Source organism: Undibacterium sp. Ji83W, from assembly GCF_049340385.1.
Classification (GTDB): Bacteria; Pseudomonadota; Gammaproteobacteria; order Burkholderiales; family Burkholderiaceae_D; genus Undibacterium.
This window is the reverse complement of the sequence record NZ_JBMPOZ010000008.1, coordinates 194,106-209,772: the sequence shown is the minus strand read 5'-3', so window position 1 is coordinate 209,772 and position 15,667 is coordinate 194,106. Positions and strand designations below refer to the sequence as shown.

The window sequence follows — 15,667 nt, the reverse complement described above, 5'->3', positions numbered from 1 at the left end:
GCAAAGATTCCTGATTGAAATTTCAATCTTTACATTTACCTAGCAATTTTCTAATTTCACCGACAAAAGTTTCAACTTCGCTCCGTGCCTGGGCGTCGCCTTTTCGATGAGTAATGCGCAGTTTGACGAAATTGTTTTTCATCGTGGTCAAATAAGTGTAGGAGGTATTCGCGCCAGTCGCGTTTTCAAATTCAAATTCCCGCCAGATAAATTGTGGCCCACAACTGAAATAATGAGTATTTTGTTGAAAGCCAGTAGTCAAATTGACAGAACGCGCCTGTCCTGAGTTTTCCATTCCCTTTGCTTCAGCAATGATCTGACTGAAATGCTGCTTGACTACTGGCGTATCTATACTGGCCGGGATGGGGGAAATGCCTGCAGTGTAAATGTAAATCGAGGCCAGCACAGGATCGCTACGTTTGTAAGCAATATAATTACCCAACTCCTTCACAGGAAAAGAGGAAGTTTCAGCAAATTTAAAACCCGCCAGTTGATCCGGAAAACTGATGTTGATGGCGTCGTTATGTACCTCGGCGGATACACTACCTACACAAAAAAAGAGCAGCAGGGGAAATGTGAATTTATGCATAATGTATCAGAAGTAAAGATGAAGGCTATTCGTGGACAATGCTACGAAGCAGGAAAAGTTGCATGCCAGAGAGCAGAGCCGTTGCGATTAACAAAGCAATGGACACAGGCTGCATGAATGCTTCGTTACCCACAGCAAAGAATGCAGAGTGAATTGCTACTGTAAGAAAACCTAAAAAAGCTATCAATTTGTAATAGCCAAGTGCGGTTTTATTATTCGCCATCACCTGCCCTTGCGCAAACAAGACAAGCGCGATAATCGGCAAGTTCAGTAACAGGTTAGTCTGATTTCCTCCTGGAATATGGAAAAGGTCCCACTCGTGCCAGAAAGCAGCGTCAATCTGATGAGTAATCAATACTGTAGCATTGAGCAAAAAAATAACTTGCAGCCGCGAATTCAGTAGCATCGTTGGTACTTTCCAGAACATTTTTCTACAAGATATATTGCCGCAAGCTTGACCAACATGGCGAGTTCACAGACCACGGAAAACTATCATCTTCAGGATACGATCGGGCAGCTGCTACGTAACGCTTCATTCGACATCAGAAATTGCCAGTACTGATCATACTCAGGCAAATCACTGCTTGACACACCGAGATCCAGCGCTTTGCGATAAATGATACTGACGAAGATATCGGCCATGGTGAATTGTGTGCCGACAGCAAACTGACTACTGCGCCATAATCGCCCTTGCAATTTTTCTAAATTGAGACTCAGCCATTTAGCACGCACTGGCCGCATCTGCTCTCTGCTCCAGTCTGGATGAAAAAATCGCACCGTGCTACCGTTCTGCTGGGGATGTATTGATGAATTAACTGCTTCACAAATCTCGCGCACCTGGGCGCGGGCAAATGCCTCTGTATATTGCAAAGGTGGATTGGGTGCGACCTCCTCAATAAATTCTGCCATGGCCATGGATTCACTTAAAGCGATGCCGTCAACTTCCATCATTGGCACGCGGGCAAAGGGACTCAGCAACCTGACTTGTTCACCGACGTCGCCCAAGCCGACATCAATACGCTCGTAATCGACTTTTTTATAGTCAAGTATCCACAACAAGCGTTCGCAGCAATTTGCATCTGGTGCGTGATAAAACCTGATCTTCATTTTGATCCCCGGCATTCGTTAGGAAGATGGGATATCTTACCGCGAATTACAGAAGCGAATTACAGAAGCCAATTATCACCACTCTTTTTTGTCGCATGTCCGAGGCAATTCAGCAAACTGAGAGTAAGCAAAGACAAAACACAAATGAAAAACCCGCCAGACTCGGCGGGTTTTCTCGTTTTTAATACTAAACCACCTGACCGCGTTTATTGGGATATCAGCGATATATCGTCAAGCAGGAAAGATGTCGCTGTCACACTACCTTCAACGCCAACAAAGTACACGCGTATGGTCTGGCCTTTATAGCTGCTCAGATCAAAGGTTTTGTTTACATAAGCTGTCCCTTTATTCAGGTTCGAATATGTCGCCAGTGTTGCCAATACCGTGCCGCTGCTGTTTTGTATTTGCAGTTTAAGAGTATCGTAAGCCTGGGTAGTCGTGGTTTCATCCGAACTGACCTTCAACCAGAAACTCAGGCTGGCGGATGTTGCTGCGGCAGGGATAGTCACTTGTTGATACAGAGTGTCAGTGTGGGCACTGCCATAGCCATTGAGCCAGGCTTTGTAGCTGCCTGTGCGCGATGCTTCTGAGCCACCGGTACTGATAACGCCCGAACTGGCAGTCCATGAACTGGCACCACTCTCAAAGCCACCATTGGTAATCAACTGTGTGGATGTACTGTTGTTGACAGTAAAGCTCACTGCAGATGATGTACCAATATTATTGGCAGCATCATAGGCTTTGGCAACCAGGCTATGTGTCCCATTTGACAGCGTGGTTGAATTCAATGTCGTTGAATACGGAGAGGTCGTGCTGCTTGCCTTCAACGTTCCGTCAACATAAAACTCAACTTTGGTCACACCCACATTATCTGTCGCTGTCGCTGACAGGGTAATGTTACCGCTAGTGCCACTTTCACTGGCCGACACGGTAGGTGCAGTCGTATCGCTGACAGGGTTATTGATGGTGAAGCTGACTGCCGATGAAGTACCGACATTGTTGGCTGCATCGTAGGCTTTGGCGACCAGACTGTGGCTGGCGTTAGTCAGGCTCGTCGAATTCAGTGTCATGCTGTAAGGCGTGCTGGTGGCTGTGCCTTTGAGTGCATTGTCGACATAAAACTCAACCTTGCTGACACCGACGTTATCTGTCGCATTGGCAGATAATGTGATGGTACCACTCGTGCCTGATTCACCTGCGCTGACTGTAGGTGGCGTGGTATCGACGCTGTTTGACTGTGTCACCCAGATCGGCGCAGACCACAGAATGTTTCCGTCATCCTGTGTGATCTTTGCATAATAAAAATGCTCGCCTACTGCCGGGGTAATTGTCGTCGTTGCAGTGCTGGACAATTGTGTGACCGTACCATTGCGGCCAGGCACGCCTTCATAGATAACGACGGTAGAAACAGAACGGCCACTGGTACTGGCGAAATTACTGACCAGGGTCAGAGAGCCGCTATTGGTGAAACGCTCACCCATGATATGACCATTCGCAGTCAGGATGATTTGCGATGTCTTGTCCATGGTAGCAAAGATGCGGCGCGCCTTCATGGCATCGACAAAATTTGCATTATTCAGAGCAGCGCCGTTTGCCAGCAAAATACCCGTGCGGTTGGTATAAGACGCACCCCAGTTGGCGCAGTGATTATCCTGGTCTGTCGTGAAGGCGACGTGGAAGCCAGCTTCCAGTGCCTTGTTACAAGCGCCTTCATAGGTACTGCGGCTGGTTTCTGTCTCTGTTGTATTCGTCGAGAAAGCCGAAGTATTTAACACTTCGCAAGCAACCATGGCCTGGTCACCATCTGCGGTATAACCCAGGGCAGTACCATTGACAATAAATTGGCCGCTGCTGGATGGATGGTTGAACTGACCTACCCAGCCACGTTGACGCATCAGGGTATACAGGCCGGCATAGTCGTTCTTGGCCGTGAGCGTATCGGCGATCAGTTGATTACTACTATTGTATTCCCAACCCAATAATTCACTGGTGTTGAAAATATTCATGTGACCACCGTTATTGATGACACCCCATTCCAGACCGTAGATCGCAAGGAAGCCTGCATGACCAGAATTAAAACTGCTCGCTGCGGTCAGGCCAGATTGAAACAGATTTTTAGCAGTTACCGGATTAGCTGACGCATTGGTGCTGTCAGAACCATCGTACATATGGTTATGCTCAGACGTCATCAAAAAGTCCAGCCCCTTGTTCAATGCATATTGATATGCGTCGGTTGGGCCATAAGCGGCAGATTGCGGGTTTTGCGCACCGGTACATGAAGTCAGTTCGCCACCACCATCGCTATGGTTAGTCTGGCTATGCAGGTTGCCGTAATAAATGGTGTAAGGCAGTGAGCCAGTTGCCGGAGCCGGTGGTGGAGCTGCGCCTGCTACGATTTTCGCAGCAGTTGTGGACGAAGTAGAAAGTGCTTTGCTGGCCTTGGTTGGCAAGGCAGCAAAACTAGGCATTTTTGGTGTAGCCAGCTTGCCGACTTGCAGTGGCCAGTTTTGTGTAATGATTTCTGTATCGTGCTTTGCCAGCGCACGTTCCACCGTACTGGCAACATCAGTTGCCGGTGCAGCTTGCAGGGCAGATGTGTCTGTCGCCTTGGCAGTCAACCTGACTTGATAGATGCCATCTTTCAAGGCTGCGCCAGTCGGGCCTCGGCCACTCCAGAACATTTGCGCAGTAACAGTTTTCTTGAACAGTTTTTCTGTGCCGTACCAGCGGTCAACGACTTTACCATCGCTGCCCAGCAACTCAAGGCGCCAGGTGATGGTCTGCTCTTTGGTGACATAAGGGTATTCGAATTCCATCGTAAAATAACGGGATTCGGCACCGGCTTTGGCATCTGAGCGATAAGGCACGTGCAGACTTGCATCAAACTCGTGATGATCCGGGATAGACGCGTAGGCTGCGCCCATGCCCGCAAAACTGACTGTAAACATAAGACTGAGTTGCAACGCCAGCACTTTTAGCTTGCCGGCTTTTTGTAGACCTTGCATAAAAATATTCCCCCTGAATGATTATTCATTAATATTCATATATGTGACCGTCTCACACATATCCTCATTCAGTTGAAATCATTAAAGCAGAGTCATACTTTGCCGGCGCGCATCCCATCGGGAACACGCCTCTCTCGCTTCTTTTTCTTCAGCCTTTGTTCAGATATCCGTAAGCAGCCATTCTTGTACAGCTCTACTATTCTTCTTACCACCATGCTGTTTGCAGCTTTCTAGAAACGAGATTTAACGAAAGTTATATTAAGCAATCGTTTGCGCAAACGATTACTAGATTAACATCCGCACATGTCAGTTTTGTTACCGAGGTTTGACTTTTTTTAACAAATTTGTGAAAAAACCACTCTTGCTTATCTGTTTTGTGCATTTTTACGACTTTTGCACCACAATTTTTGTGGATGCACCAAAACAGACGAGCGAATATTTTTCCGGCAGGAAATTTAAATTACTTCAGTGGAATATTTATCCTGAAAAGGAAGGGAATTAAAATCTGAATTGAACAGAATTTTGATATTTCAGGTCCGCAATGCGGCCAGATGCTTGTTCAGCCAATCGATTTGTTCTTGGGTATCGGGAACCATAACACCACGCGCTTTGCTGATTATGGCCAGCGCAGCCGCAGCATCAAACCCGTGTCGTATCAACACTGCTGCGGCAAGCAGGCCAGTCCGCCCGATTCCGGCGCGGCAGTGGATGACTGTATTGCTCCCCTTGAGGAGGTCATCATGTAATTGCGTCACCAGTTTCTGCGTGGCAGAAAAAGAAGATGGCAAGCCTCTGTCCTTGATGGGGTAATGCATAAAATTGATTTGATTTGCTGCGCATAAGTCTGGCGCAGTCTGCAAACCCAAGTCACGTATTTCATGGGTCTCTAACAACGAGACCAGCCTGCTAATGCCGAATTGCGCAATCCCGCGAAATTCGTCTTCTATCCATTCGCCTGCAACGGGTTTGGCCATGACGGCGAGAAAACCTTGACCGATTTGGGTAACTTTATAAATATCTGGGCGCATCGCTATTTGCTGTTGAGAATCATGTCAACTTGATTTGCACCATACTAGGAGCATTGCGGAGGGAACTTGCCAGAATATTTTCCCATCCTATCGCCTGTGCCCGCTTTTCCTATGGTCAATACAAGCTGTTCATTTATCCAATCAATTTTCGATACTTGCGTAAAGACCTTGCCTTTATTGCTGACCTCACTCACCAAATCACCAGCATCATTGATCTGCCAGGTCCCTTCAATAAAACTCATCCCAAGTTTACGCAAATCCTCCGCCTTTTTTCCGCAAGGCGGATACATGACGAAACTATGGTCCGCCTTATATTGAACCACCTCACCTAAACGGCTCAACGATTTGTACTGAGCCAGTTGATCTGCGCTTAATGCTGCAATTTCAGCGGTCAAACCTTTTTGCCATGTGCCGATAAGTAGTTGTTCTTTGTCCTTGATACTAGTTTCCAGGCTGAATGCGTAACCAGGGCATATCACCATGAGAACTAAAATAGAATTGAATAATTTTAATCTGATCATGGCGGGCGACTTTGCTTAATAATTTTTGAAGGAGAAGAATACCAGCAACTATTCCGGAATCCTGTAAGAAATTTTTATTTTCCCGCATCCTTCAACATCAGCTTCTTGATCATCCCCACAGGCGCACTGCCATAGCTAAGGAATTGCTCATGGAATTGCTTGAGTTTGAATTTGTCGCCCTGCTGCTTTTTGAGTTGTTCGCGGAATTCAAGTATCTCGCTATAACCGCTGAAATAGCTGGTGAGTTGCACGGATGTATATTGCACCCGCAGCCATTTTCCATCCGCTTCTGCCTTGGTCTGGAAGGCCTGGTTCATCAAGAAGTCTTTGGCTTCTGCCTCTGTCATGCCGAGTACATGCACTTGATAATCGAGGATAGTATTGCAGACCGCACGTAAATTCCACTTGTAATACATGAGCCACATCTCTGGCGTATTGTCGCCATAACCCGACTCCAGCATCATGCGTTCGCTATAGACCGCCCAGCCTTCTATCATGGCACCATTGCCAAACAGTGTCTTGATCACTGACGGTGATTTATTTGCATGTTGCAGTTGCGTGTAATGACCAGGAATGGCTTCGTGGATGTTCAATATCTGCAAGACCCAGTGATTGTATTCACGCAGGGTGCTTTCAATTTGCTCGGCAGGCTGCCCATCAAAAGGCGTCACGTTGTAATAGGTTTTATCGTTAGGCCTGAAGATGCCTGGCGCTTCGATAGAGGCAAGGCTGACACCGCGTTGATATTCCGGCGTTTCACGGACCACCAGCGGTTTTTTCAGATCAAGACTGACCAGGTCATGCTCGCGTATCCATTTCTCCAACTGTGGCAATTGCTTGCGGATTTCAGGATACAAGTCTTTTGCATCTACGTGTTTTTCAGACAGCTTGTCAATGACCATGGCAATCTTCTTGACGCGGTCAGCAGGTTTGGCTTGCGCGCCCATGGTTTTATCCCAGAGCTGGTCGGCCAATTTTTCCATATTATTATGCGCTTCATCTCTGGCGGTCAGTGCGCGCTGGTAAGTTTGTTCCGCGCTCAGTGAGGACTGGATATCTGCGGTGAATTTACCTTCATACAAATCCTTGCCTATGCGGAAAGAACGCGCCGTTGCCGGATCAAGTTTTTTTTCCAGGTCTTCAAGAAATTGCACGTAGTCATTGACGGCAGCACGCGCATTTTTCAAGCCCTCTTCCAGCGCTTGCTTGTCTTTGCCTGCGAGTTTCTCTTGTGCGGCTACTTTTTCCAGCCCTGCCAATACTGTGATGGCACCGCCACTTTGTTTGATTGCCAGACGGGTATGTTCAGGCGTAGGGTTTTTGATGCTGGCTTTGGCCGCTGCATAATACGCTGGCACGGCTTGCAGGCGCTGTATCGCTATCAGTACCCTCTTCGCTTTTGGGGCGAAATCAGTATTAAGAATGGCATCAAAACTGCCCGCTATATTATGCTGGGTAGGGTTCCATTCAAATTCGCGGAATTGTGTCACATACCAGCGTGCACCGTTCAGGTAGTTGCGTATCAACGCCAGGTCAGTCTGCTCTTTTGCGGACAAAGCTTCTGCGTCCACCTTGCCCAATTGCGCTAGCCAGTTATCAACAAAAGCAACATAGGCATCGCGGGTAGCCTGATTTGGCAGTACAAGTTTATTGGCATCCTGGTAACGGCCAGCCGCCATCGCCATGTCCGGGTCTTGTTGCCACAAAGCAGTGAGGAAGGCTGTCTTGACCTGTGCAAAACCCTGATCGGCTTTCTTGCTGACGGATACCGGTGCGCTCGCAGACATGCTGTCAGGGGCAGCGAATGTTAAAGTAGACAGCAAAGTGACTAGCAAAACAGGACGAAATGAAATGGGCATGGTGGGTATCTCGCAGGCTTAATATATTAAGAAGCATGAGGTTAACATAAGATTGTGCTTGGCAGCTGTATTTTTTACTTTGCCCCAGCAAAGGAAATTCACCGGCAAAATCCAGCGCGTTCCTCAGAGAGCACTCTTCCAGCCTGCTTTCTTTGTTACACTCCAGCCTTGGCCGCCTGCTGGCAAACCCGCACCATCAACAAAATCAACAAAAAGAAAAACATGAACACCCCCGACCCCGCTCTGCAATTGCACTGGATAGAAAACGACGAAGCCCGCTCATGCCGTTGGCATTCAGAGAGTGGCGCACCAGCGCCCAAGCGCGTGCAGATTGCTGATGACCGCATGAATACAGAAACAGCTTACAAGCTGGCCTGTGAAGGCACGGCCTTGCTGTGGCGTGGTGATTACCACAATGCCAAACAGTTATTGCAGTCACTGGCACGTCGTATCGATAAAAAACCGGCCAAGGCCAGCAAAAAAGCCAAAGTACCTGAATCTGCCAAAGAAGCATTCAACCTGCACCGCCAGGCGCAATCGCAAAGAGCGCGCGTGCTGGCCATGCTGTTAATCCCCTTTGAAGCCGATTACCGCATCACCCTGCGCCGCGCGCCAGATGTATCGCAAGCCTGCCGCGAAGTGTATGGTGAACCAAGCACTGCCTTTGTGGCTTCCATGCGTGAATTGCTGGGCCTGATAGGTGCGCATGAATGGCGCAAGAATGGTGTTGAGATCGCTGCTCTGGGTGCAAAAATCCACCCTTACTATGGCGTGTTCTCACCTGTACGTGGTGAATACATAGACTTGCTGGCGAAAGCACCGCTGCCATCGACAACACTGGCTTTTGATATCGGTGTGGGCACTGGAGTCTTGTCAGCCCTGCTGGCAAAACGTGGCGTCAAAAAAATCGTTGCGACCGACCAGGACCTCCGTGCCCTCGCCTGCGCCCGTGAAAATGTAGACAGACTGGGTTTAGCCGACCAAATTGAATTGGTACAGGCAGACCTGTTCCCACCCGGTCGTGCGCCGCTGGTGGTTTGTAACCCACCGTGGATACCTGCACGCCCCAACTCGCCGATAGAATATGCCGTATATGATCCAGACAGCCGCATGCTGCGCGGCTTTCTGGCTGGCGTGGCAGAACATCTGGAACCACAGGGTGAAGCCTGGCTGGTCATGTCTGACTTTGCCGAACACCTGGGCCTGCGCAGTGCGTCAGAATTGCCGGGCTGGATAGAGGCAGGTGGCCTGACTGTCATCGGCAAAATGGATATCAAGCCCCGTCATCCAAAATCTACGGATGAAAACGACCCCTTGCATGCTGCCCGCGTCAAAGAAGTTACTTCATTGTGGCGTTTAAAATTAAAATAGCAGCTGTATTGTGAGCAGCAATAGTTCTTGGCCTGCTCACTGAATTTATTCATTGTTTAAAAAAATCGTTTAGAAAATTAGCATCATGATCAACAAACCCGCCCGCATCCTGACCTTTAAATGTAAAAACTGCAGCAAGTCTGTCCAGGTCTTCTTGCAAAAAGTTTCTGCCTGCTCGCACATCCAGCCTTACCAGGGCATCTGTAATTGCGGCGAAATCATGAAACATGCGACTGGCAACAAGGAGGCCGTTCAGTCTTATCTGAGCTCCAACGATGTTTTGTGGTCACATCATCATTGATTCATACACCAAATGTTGAGAAATGTGATGATTTCACAAATTAATCCCTTGTGAAATTTGCATTTCCACCTCAGATCAGGTCTATAGCCAGACGAAAGCATTTATAATCTACGGCTTTGCAGCAGTTTTCTGGAAACAATGAAGGTATTTCGCGGACTTCCAAATGCAGCCTCCCGCGCACCCTGTGCGCTGGCGATAGGCAATTTTGACGGCGTACATCTGGGCCACCAGACTTTGCTTGCCCGTTTGCGGGATGCTGCCACACGTTTGGGCATAGAAGCCGCCGTGATGACATTTGAACCACATCCGCGTGCATTTTTTGCCCAGATGCTGGGTGATCTGTCGAAAGCACCAACACGCATCGCCAATTTGCGCGACAACATGGCTTCGCTGCAAGCTGCTGGTGTAGACAGAGTCATCGTTGAACACTTCAATGCCCACTTCGCTGCATTGTCACCGCAAGACTTCATAGAAAAAGTGTTGGTCGATGGTCTGCATGTCAAATGGGTCATGGTCGGTGAAGATTTCCGCTTTGGTGCAAAACGTGCTGGCGATATCGCTACATTGACTGAAGCGGGACAGCGTTTTGGCTTTACGGTTGAAACCCTGCCTTCAGTACAAAACAAGGGTGTGCGCATATCTTCATCTGCAGTACGCCTGGCCTTGGCCAATGGTGATTTTGATGAGGCAGAAGCCTTGCTGGGTCACCCTTACCGTATTTCAGGCCATGTGGTGCACGGCCAAAAGCTGGGGCGCACCATAGGCTTTCCTACGCTGAACCTGCGTATCGCCCATCACCGCCCTGCACTGAATGGCATCTTTATCGTGCAAGTACATGGCCTGGCAGACCAGCCTTTGCCCGCCGTTGCCAGCTTGGGTGTGCGACCTACTGTCGATGACAGTGGCCGTGTACTGCTGGAGACCCATGTATTTGATTACAGCGGTCAAGCTTACGGCAAAGTCGTGCAGATAGAATTCTTGAAAAAACTGCGTGATGAAGAAAAATACATAGACCTGCCTACCCTGACTGCGGCCATCAACAAGGATGCAGATCAGGCTCGCGCCTATTTTGCCGACAGTCACCGCCCTGCCCGCTCTGCCACTGACCGAATTTGAAGCTCACACATTGTTAGTTGTAATTGCCTGTGACTTCACCCTGATTTTAAAAAAATAGAAAACTCATTATGTCTGAAAACAAAGCGGCAAAAACTGCCAGTAAATACCCGGTCAATATGACCGAAACTGCATTTCCCATGCGTGGCGACCTGGCCAAACGCGAACCCAAGTGGGTCAAGGAATGGCAAGACAAGAAAATCTATGAACGTGTGCGCAAGGCTACCGCTGGCCGCCCGAAATTCATCCTGCATGACGGCCCACCGTACGCCAATGGCGATATCCACCTGGGTCATGCCGTCAACAAAATATTGAAGGACATGATCGTCAAAGCCCGTACCATGGCTGGCTTTGATGCGCCGTATGTACCTGGCTGGGATTGCCACGGCATGCCTATCGAAATCCAGGTAGAAAAACTGTTTGGCAAGAACCTGCCTGTAGCAGAAGTGCACGCCAAGGCACGCGTGTATGCGAATGAACAGATAGAGAAACAAAAAGCCGGCTTCATCCGTTTGGGTGTCTTGGGTGAATGGGATAACCCATACAAGACCATGGCCTTTGGCAATGAAGCCGATGAGTTGCGTGCACTCGGCAAATTGCTGGAAAAAGGTTATGTCTATCGCGGCCTGAAACCAGTCAACTGGTGTTTTGACTGCGGCTCTGCCCTGGCTGAAGCTGAAGTCGAATACGAAAACAAGCGCGACCCATCCATCGACGTCGGTTTCCCGTTTGCTGAACATGACAAACTGGCTGCTGCCTTCAAGCTCGACAAGCTGCCGCTGGACAAAGGCTATTGCGTCATCTGGACGACAACGCCATGGACCATCCCGTCCAACCAGGCGCTGAACATGCACCCGGAAATCACTTACGCCCTGGTCAAAACCCAGCGCGAAGGTGAAGACATCCTGCTGATATTGGCTCAAGACCTGGTTGAGGCCAGCCTGAGCAACTATGGCCTGACAGGCGAAGTCATCGCCACTTGCCTGGGTGCGGATTTGTCTGAGATCAAATTCAAACATCCGCTGTCAGCACTGGATGCTGGCTATGACCGCTTTTCTCCAGTCTACCTGGGTGAATATGTCAGTACAGAAACCGGTACTGGCGTGGTTCACTCTGCACCAGCTTACGGCGTAGAAGATTTCCAGTCATGCAAGGCGCATGGCATGAAAGATGACGACATCATCGCCCCGGTTATGGGTGACGGCAAATTTGCGTCCAGCCTGCCTTTCTTTGCCGGTATGACGATATGGGAAGCGTCCAAACCTATCTGTGACAAGTTGCGTGAAGCGGGAACGCTGTTCTCGTTCAAGATGTTTGAGCATAGCTATATGCATTGCTGGCGTCACAAGACACCGATCATCTATCGCGCCACTTCACAGTGGTTTGCCAGCATGGACAACACACCCAAAGCGGGTGGTGCCAGCCTGCGTCAAACGGCCTTGCACGCTATCGATGAAACCGCCTTCTTCCCGGCATGGGGCAAGGCGCGTTTGCATGGCATGATCGCCAACCGTCCTGACTGGACTTTGTCACGCCAACGTCAATGGGGCGTGCCTATGGCTTTCTTCCTGCATAAGGAAACTGGCCAATTGCATCCACGCACACCAGAATTGCTGGAACAAATCGCCTTGCGTATAGAAAAAGAAGGCATAGAAGCCTGGCAAAAAATCGAAGTCGCTGATTTGCTTGGTGATGAAGCTGCCATGTATGTGAAAAACCGCGATACCCTGGACGTATGGTTTGATTCTGGCGTAACGCATCAGACTGTTTTACGCGGCTCGCACAAAGAGCAGTCAGCCTTCCCGGCAGATCTTTATCTGGAAGGTTCTGACCAGCATCGCGGCTGGTTCCATTCTTCGCTGTTGACAGCGTCCATGCTGGATGGCCGTGCACCTTACAAAGCCTTGCTGACACATGGTTTCGTCGTCGATGGTCAAGGCCGGAAAATGTCCAAGTCATTGAAAAATGGCATGGAGCCGCAAGAAATCTCCAGCACCTTAGGTGCCGATATCTTGCGCCTTTGGGTTGCCTCGTCTGATTATTCAGGTGAACTGTCTATCTCCGATGAAATCCTGAAACGTGTCACGGAAGCCTATCGCCGTATCCGCAACACCCTGCGCTTCTTGCTGGCTAACACATCTGATTTTGATGCTTCAAAAGATGCTGTTGCCATCAATGAGTTGCTGGAGATAGATCGCTATGCTATCGCCAATATGGCGGCATTGCAAAAAGATATCCTGGCACATTTTGAAGCATTTGAATTCCATCCAGTCGTCAGCAAATTGCAATCATTCTGCTCAGAAGACCTTGGTGGTTTTTACCTCGATATCCTGAAAGACCGCCTGTACACCAGCGGCACGACTTCGCATGCGCGTCGTTCTGCACAAACTGCGATCTGGCATATTACACAATCCTTGCTACGCCTGATGGCACCGATGTTGTCTTTCACCGCAGAAGAAGCCTGGCAATTCTTTGCCGCCGCTGATGTTTACAAAGACAGCGATGAGACCATCTTCACGCAAACCTATTACAGCTTGCCAGAGATCGCCGATGCAGAAGCCTTGCTGGCCAAGTATACTGCCCTGCGTGCGGTGCGCACCGACGTTACCAAGCAACTGGAAGAAGTACGCGTGGCCGGTGGCATCGGTTCATCCTTGCAGGCAGAAGTGACAATCAAGGCCAGTGGCAGCAAGTTTGATGTATTGAGCAGCTTTGCCGACGACTTGAAATTCACCCTGATCACTTCCGCAGCAGGTGTGGAACAGGTTGCCAGCGAAGCAGAAGAAACCGTGGTCGTCACTCCATCCAAATACGAAAAATGCGAGCGTTGCTGGCATTATCGTGCAGACGTGGGTAGCAATGCTGAACACGCTGGCCTGTGTGGCCGCTGTGTCAGCAATCTGTTTGGCGCTGGTGAAGCGCGTCGCTTTGCATAGTAAAAATGTAGTTGCGAGTTTGGGGCAGGTGCAAACCTGCTCCTTCTTGCATTAATCAAGACTTCACAAGAGTTCAATATCCATGGCGACCAAAAAACGTCCCGCTGCATCGAGTAATTCTTCAGGCTCCCGTTCCTCCGGTTCCAGCCTGATACCCTGGCTGGGTCTGGCCGCCATCATTATCTTGCTGGATCAGGTCACAAAAATCACGATCAGCAAGGCCTTTGCCTACGCTGAGACCCTGAGCATAACCTCATTTTTTAATCTGACCCTGGCGTACAACAAGGGGGCTGCCTTCAGCTTCCTGGCTGCAGAAGCAGGCTGGCAACGTTATTTCTTTACCGCTATCGGTTTGATCGCAGCTGCCTACATCACTTACCTGTTGAAACGCCATGCCGGTCAAAAGCTGTTTTGCACTGCACTGGCGCTGATCATGGGTGGTGCACTGGGTAATGTGATTGACAGGGTGTTGTATGGCCATGTCATCGATTTCCTGGATTTTCATTACCAGGAAATTTATCATTTCCCGGCATTTAACATCGCTGACAGCGCGATTTGCATAGGTGCAGCATTATTCATATTAGATGAATTACGCCGCGTCAAAAAATAAGGAGTAGCACCATGAGTCTGCGACTGGCTGGTAAAAAGATCGTTCTGGGCCTGACCGGTGGCGTAGCCTGCTACAAGATTGCAGAACTGACGCGTGCACTCGGCAAGGCCGGTGCAGATGTACAGGTGGTGATGACAGAATCTGCCACCCATTTCATCACGCCTGTGACCATGCAAGCACTGTCTGGCAATACGGTGTACACCGACCAGTGGGATGCGCGCATCAATAACAATATGCCGCACATAGACCTGACGCGTGATGCTGATGCCATCGTCATTGCGCCTTGCAGTACTGACTTTATCTTCAAGCTCGCACATGGTGCCTGCAACGATTTATTGTCCACCCTGTGCGTTGCCCGCCCAGCCAGCTTACCTCTGCTCATCGCTCCGGCCATGAATGTAGAGATGTGGCAAAACCCGGCCACCCAGCGCAATGTGCAACAGATCAAGGCAGATGGAATACACCTGCTAGGCCCGGCTGCAGGCAACCAGGCTTGTGGTGAAACCGGCATGGGCCGCATGCTGGAACCTGAGCAGTTACTGACAGAAATCATCGCTTCTTTCCAGGCCAAGACATTGGCTGGCAAACATGTACTGATCACCGCTGGTCCTACATTTGAGCCAATAGATCCGGTACGTGGCATCACCAATTTATCATCCGGCAAAATGGGTTATGCGATAGCGCAGGCTGCCTGGGAAGCCGGAGCCATCGTAACGCTGGTCTCTGGTCCTACTGCGCTGGATGCCCCTTATGGTGTGCGCCGCATTGATGTACAAACTGCGCAGCAAATGTTTGATGCAGTCGTAGTACAGCTACAGCAGCAAAAACAAGATGTGTTTGTGGCAGTTGCCGCTGTCGCCGACTGGCGCGTTGCCAATGCCAGTGCCCAGAAACTGAAAAAAACCAGCGATGGTGATGCACCACAACTGCAATTTGCACAAAACCCGGACATACTGGCCAGCGTCGCAGCCATGCAGAATGCGCCCTACTGCGTGGGCTTTGCCGCAGAATCAGAAAATCTTTTGCAATACGGTGCAGCCAAACGCCAAAAGAAAGACGTACCTCTGCTGGTTGGCAATATCGGTCACCATACCTTTGGCAAGGACGAGAACGAGCTGGTGCTGTTTGATGTGCATGGCCATACTGTCTTGCCGCGTGCCGACAAACAAGCCCTGGCTCAACAACTGGTGGCTGAAATCGCCTTGCGCTCCAGCCTCATTTAAATCT

General features: G+C 49.6%; 13 protein-coding genes. 6 read left to right on the top strand and 7 right to left on the bottom strand.

The window, feature by feature from the left end:
* Positions 1-22 precede the first annotated feature (22 nt).
* The 7 genes from ACO0LD_RS15515 to ACO0LD_RS15485 all read right to left on the bottom strand — a co-directional run bounded on the left by ACO0LD_RS15515 (position 23) and on the right by ACO0LD_RS15485 (position 8,037).
* Entirely contained in the window at positions 23-589 is a 567-nt protein-coding gene (locus ACO0LD_RS15515; RefSeq protein ID WP_423008331.1) for a hypothetical protein, read from the bottom strand.
* Between the two features lie 25 nt (positions 590-614).
* The gene (locus tag ACO0LD_RS15510) at positions 615-995 is read right to left on the bottom strand and encodes a DUF6713 family protein (RefSeq protein WP_423008329.1); all 381 of its coding nucleotides are present in this window, start codon (positions 993-995) and stop codon (positions 615-617) included.
* Positions 996-1,087: 92 nt separating this feature from the next.
* The gene (locus tag ACO0LD_RS15505) at positions 1,088-1,696 is read right to left on the bottom strand and encodes a glutathione S-transferase family protein (protein ID WP_423008327.1); all 609 of its coding nucleotides are present in this window, start codon (positions 1,694-1,696) and stop codon (positions 1,088-1,090) included.
* A gap of 206 nt (positions 1,697-1,902) precedes the next feature.
* Positions 1,903-4,701 carry an Ig-like domain-containing protein gene (locus ACO0LD_RS15500; RefSeq protein WP_423008325.1) on the bottom strand — a complete coding sequence of 933 codons (2,799 nt, stop codon included), beginning with the start codon at positions 4,699-4,701 and terminating at the stop codon, positions 1,903-1,905.
* A 530-nt stretch (positions 4,702-5,231) separates the two neighbouring features.
* Positions 5,232-5,729 carry a protein-tyrosine phosphatase family protein gene (locus ACO0LD_RS15495; RefSeq protein ID WP_423008323.1) on the bottom strand — a complete coding sequence of 166 codons (498 nt, stop codon included), beginning with the start codon at positions 5,727-5,729 and terminating at the stop codon, positions 5,232-5,234.
* Between the two features lie 44 nt (positions 5,730-5,773).
* Entirely contained in the window at positions 5,774-6,250 is a 477-nt protein-coding gene (locus tag ACO0LD_RS15490; protein WP_423008321.1) for a hypothetical protein, read from the bottom strand.
* A 74-nt stretch (positions 6,251-6,324) separates the two neighbouring features.
* On the bottom strand, positions 6,325-8,037 hold the full coding sequence (locus ACO0LD_RS15485) for a DUF885 domain-containing protein (protein ID WP_423008319.1): 1,713 nt from the start codon (positions 8,035-8,037) through the stop codon (positions 6,325-6,327).
* Between the two features lie 294 nt (positions 8,038-8,331).
* On the opposite strand from ACO0LD_RS15485, the gene ACO0LD_RS15480 reads away from it, so the two are divergent.
* The 6 genes from ACO0LD_RS15480 (at position 8,332) to coaBC (ending at position 15,663) form a co-directional block, all read left to right on the top strand.
* Entirely contained in the window at positions 8,332-9,480 is a 1,149-nt protein-coding gene (locus ACO0LD_RS15480; protein ID WP_423008317.1) for a methyltransferase, read from the top strand.
* 85 nt (positions 9,481-9,565) lie between these two features.
* The gene (locus ACO0LD_RS15475) at positions 9,566-9,781 is read left to right on the top strand and encodes a hypothetical protein (protein WP_110257360.1); all 216 of its coding nucleotides are present in this window, start codon (positions 9,566-9,568) and stop codon (positions 9,779-9,781) included.
* Between the two features lie 138 nt (positions 9,782-9,919).
* On the top strand, positions 9,920-10,897 hold the full coding sequence (locus ACO0LD_RS15470; protein ID WP_423008315.1) for a bifunctional riboflavin kinase/FAD synthetase: 978 nt from the start codon (positions 9,920-9,922) through the stop codon (positions 10,895-10,897).
* A gap of 68 nt (positions 10,898-10,965) precedes the next feature.
* The gene (ileS, locus tag ACO0LD_RS15465; RefSeq protein WP_423008313.1) at positions 10,966-13,830 is read left to right on the top strand and encodes an isoleucine--tRNA ligase; all 2,865 of its coding nucleotides are present in this window, start codon (positions 10,966-10,968) and stop codon (positions 13,828-13,830) included.
* An 82-nt stretch (positions 13,831-13,912) separates the two neighbouring features.
* Positions 13,913-14,440, top strand: a complete 528-nt coding sequence (gene lspA / locus ACO0LD_RS15460; RefSeq protein WP_423008311.1) for a signal peptidase II — start codon at positions 13,913-13,915, stop codon at positions 14,438-14,440.
* 17 nt (positions 14,441-14,457) lie between these two features.
* Positions 14,458-15,663, top strand: coding sequence for a bifunctional phosphopantothenoylcysteine decarboxylase/phosphopantothenate--cysteine ligase CoaBC (gene coaBC / locus ACO0LD_RS15455; RefSeq protein WP_423008430.1), 1,206 nt, complete (start codon positions 14,458-14,460; stop codon positions 15,661-15,663).
* The last annotated feature ends 4 nt before the right edge of the window (positions 15,664-15,667 follow it).

Coding starts and splice junctions, on each gene's coding strand:
- ACO0LD_RS15480 (WP_423008317.1), top strand. CDS start 8,332: ATGAACACCCCCGACCCCGCTCTGCAATTGCACTGGATAGAAAACGAC.
- ACO0LD_RS15515 (WP_423008331.1), bottom strand. CDS start 589: ATGCATAAATTCACATTTCCCCTGCTGCTCTTTTTTTGTGTAGGTAGT.
- ACO0LD_RS15505 (WP_423008327.1), bottom strand. CDS start 1,696: ATGAAGATCAGGTTTTATCACGCACCAGATGCAAATTGCTGCGAACGC.
- ACO0LD_RS15500 (WP_423008325.1), bottom strand. CDS start 4,701: ATGCAAGGTCTACAAAAAGCCGGCAAGCTAAAAGTGCTGGCGTTGCAA.
- lspA (WP_423008311.1), top strand. CDS start 13,913: ATGGCGACCAAAAAACGTCCCGCTGCATCGAGTAATTCTTCAGGCTCC.
- ACO0LD_RS15495 (WP_423008323.1), bottom strand. CDS start 5,729: ATGCGCCCAGATATTTATAAAGTTACCCAAATCGGTCAAGGTTTTCTC.
- ACO0LD_RS15475 (WP_110257360.1), top strand. CDS start 9,566: ATGATCAACAAACCCGCCCGCATCCTGACCTTTAAATGTAAAAACTGC.
- ACO0LD_RS15485 (WP_423008319.1), bottom strand. CDS start 8,037: ATGTCTGCGAGCGCACCGGTATCCGTCAGCAAGAAAGCCGATCAGGGT.
- ACO0LD_RS15490 (WP_423008321.1), bottom strand. CDS start 6,250: ATGATCAGATTAAAATTATTCAATTCTATTTTAGTTCTCATGGTGATA.
- ACO0LD_RS15510 (WP_423008329.1), bottom strand. CDS start 995: ATGCTACTGAATTCGCGGCTGCAAGTTATTTTTTTGCTCAATGCTACA.
- ileS (WP_423008313.1), top strand. CDS start 10,966: ATGTCTGAAAACAAAGCGGCAAAAACTGCCAGTAAATACCCGGTCAAT.
- ACO0LD_RS15470 (WP_423008315.1), top strand. CDS start 9,920: ATGAAGGTATTTCGCGGACTTCCAAATGCAGCCTCCCGCGCACCCTGT.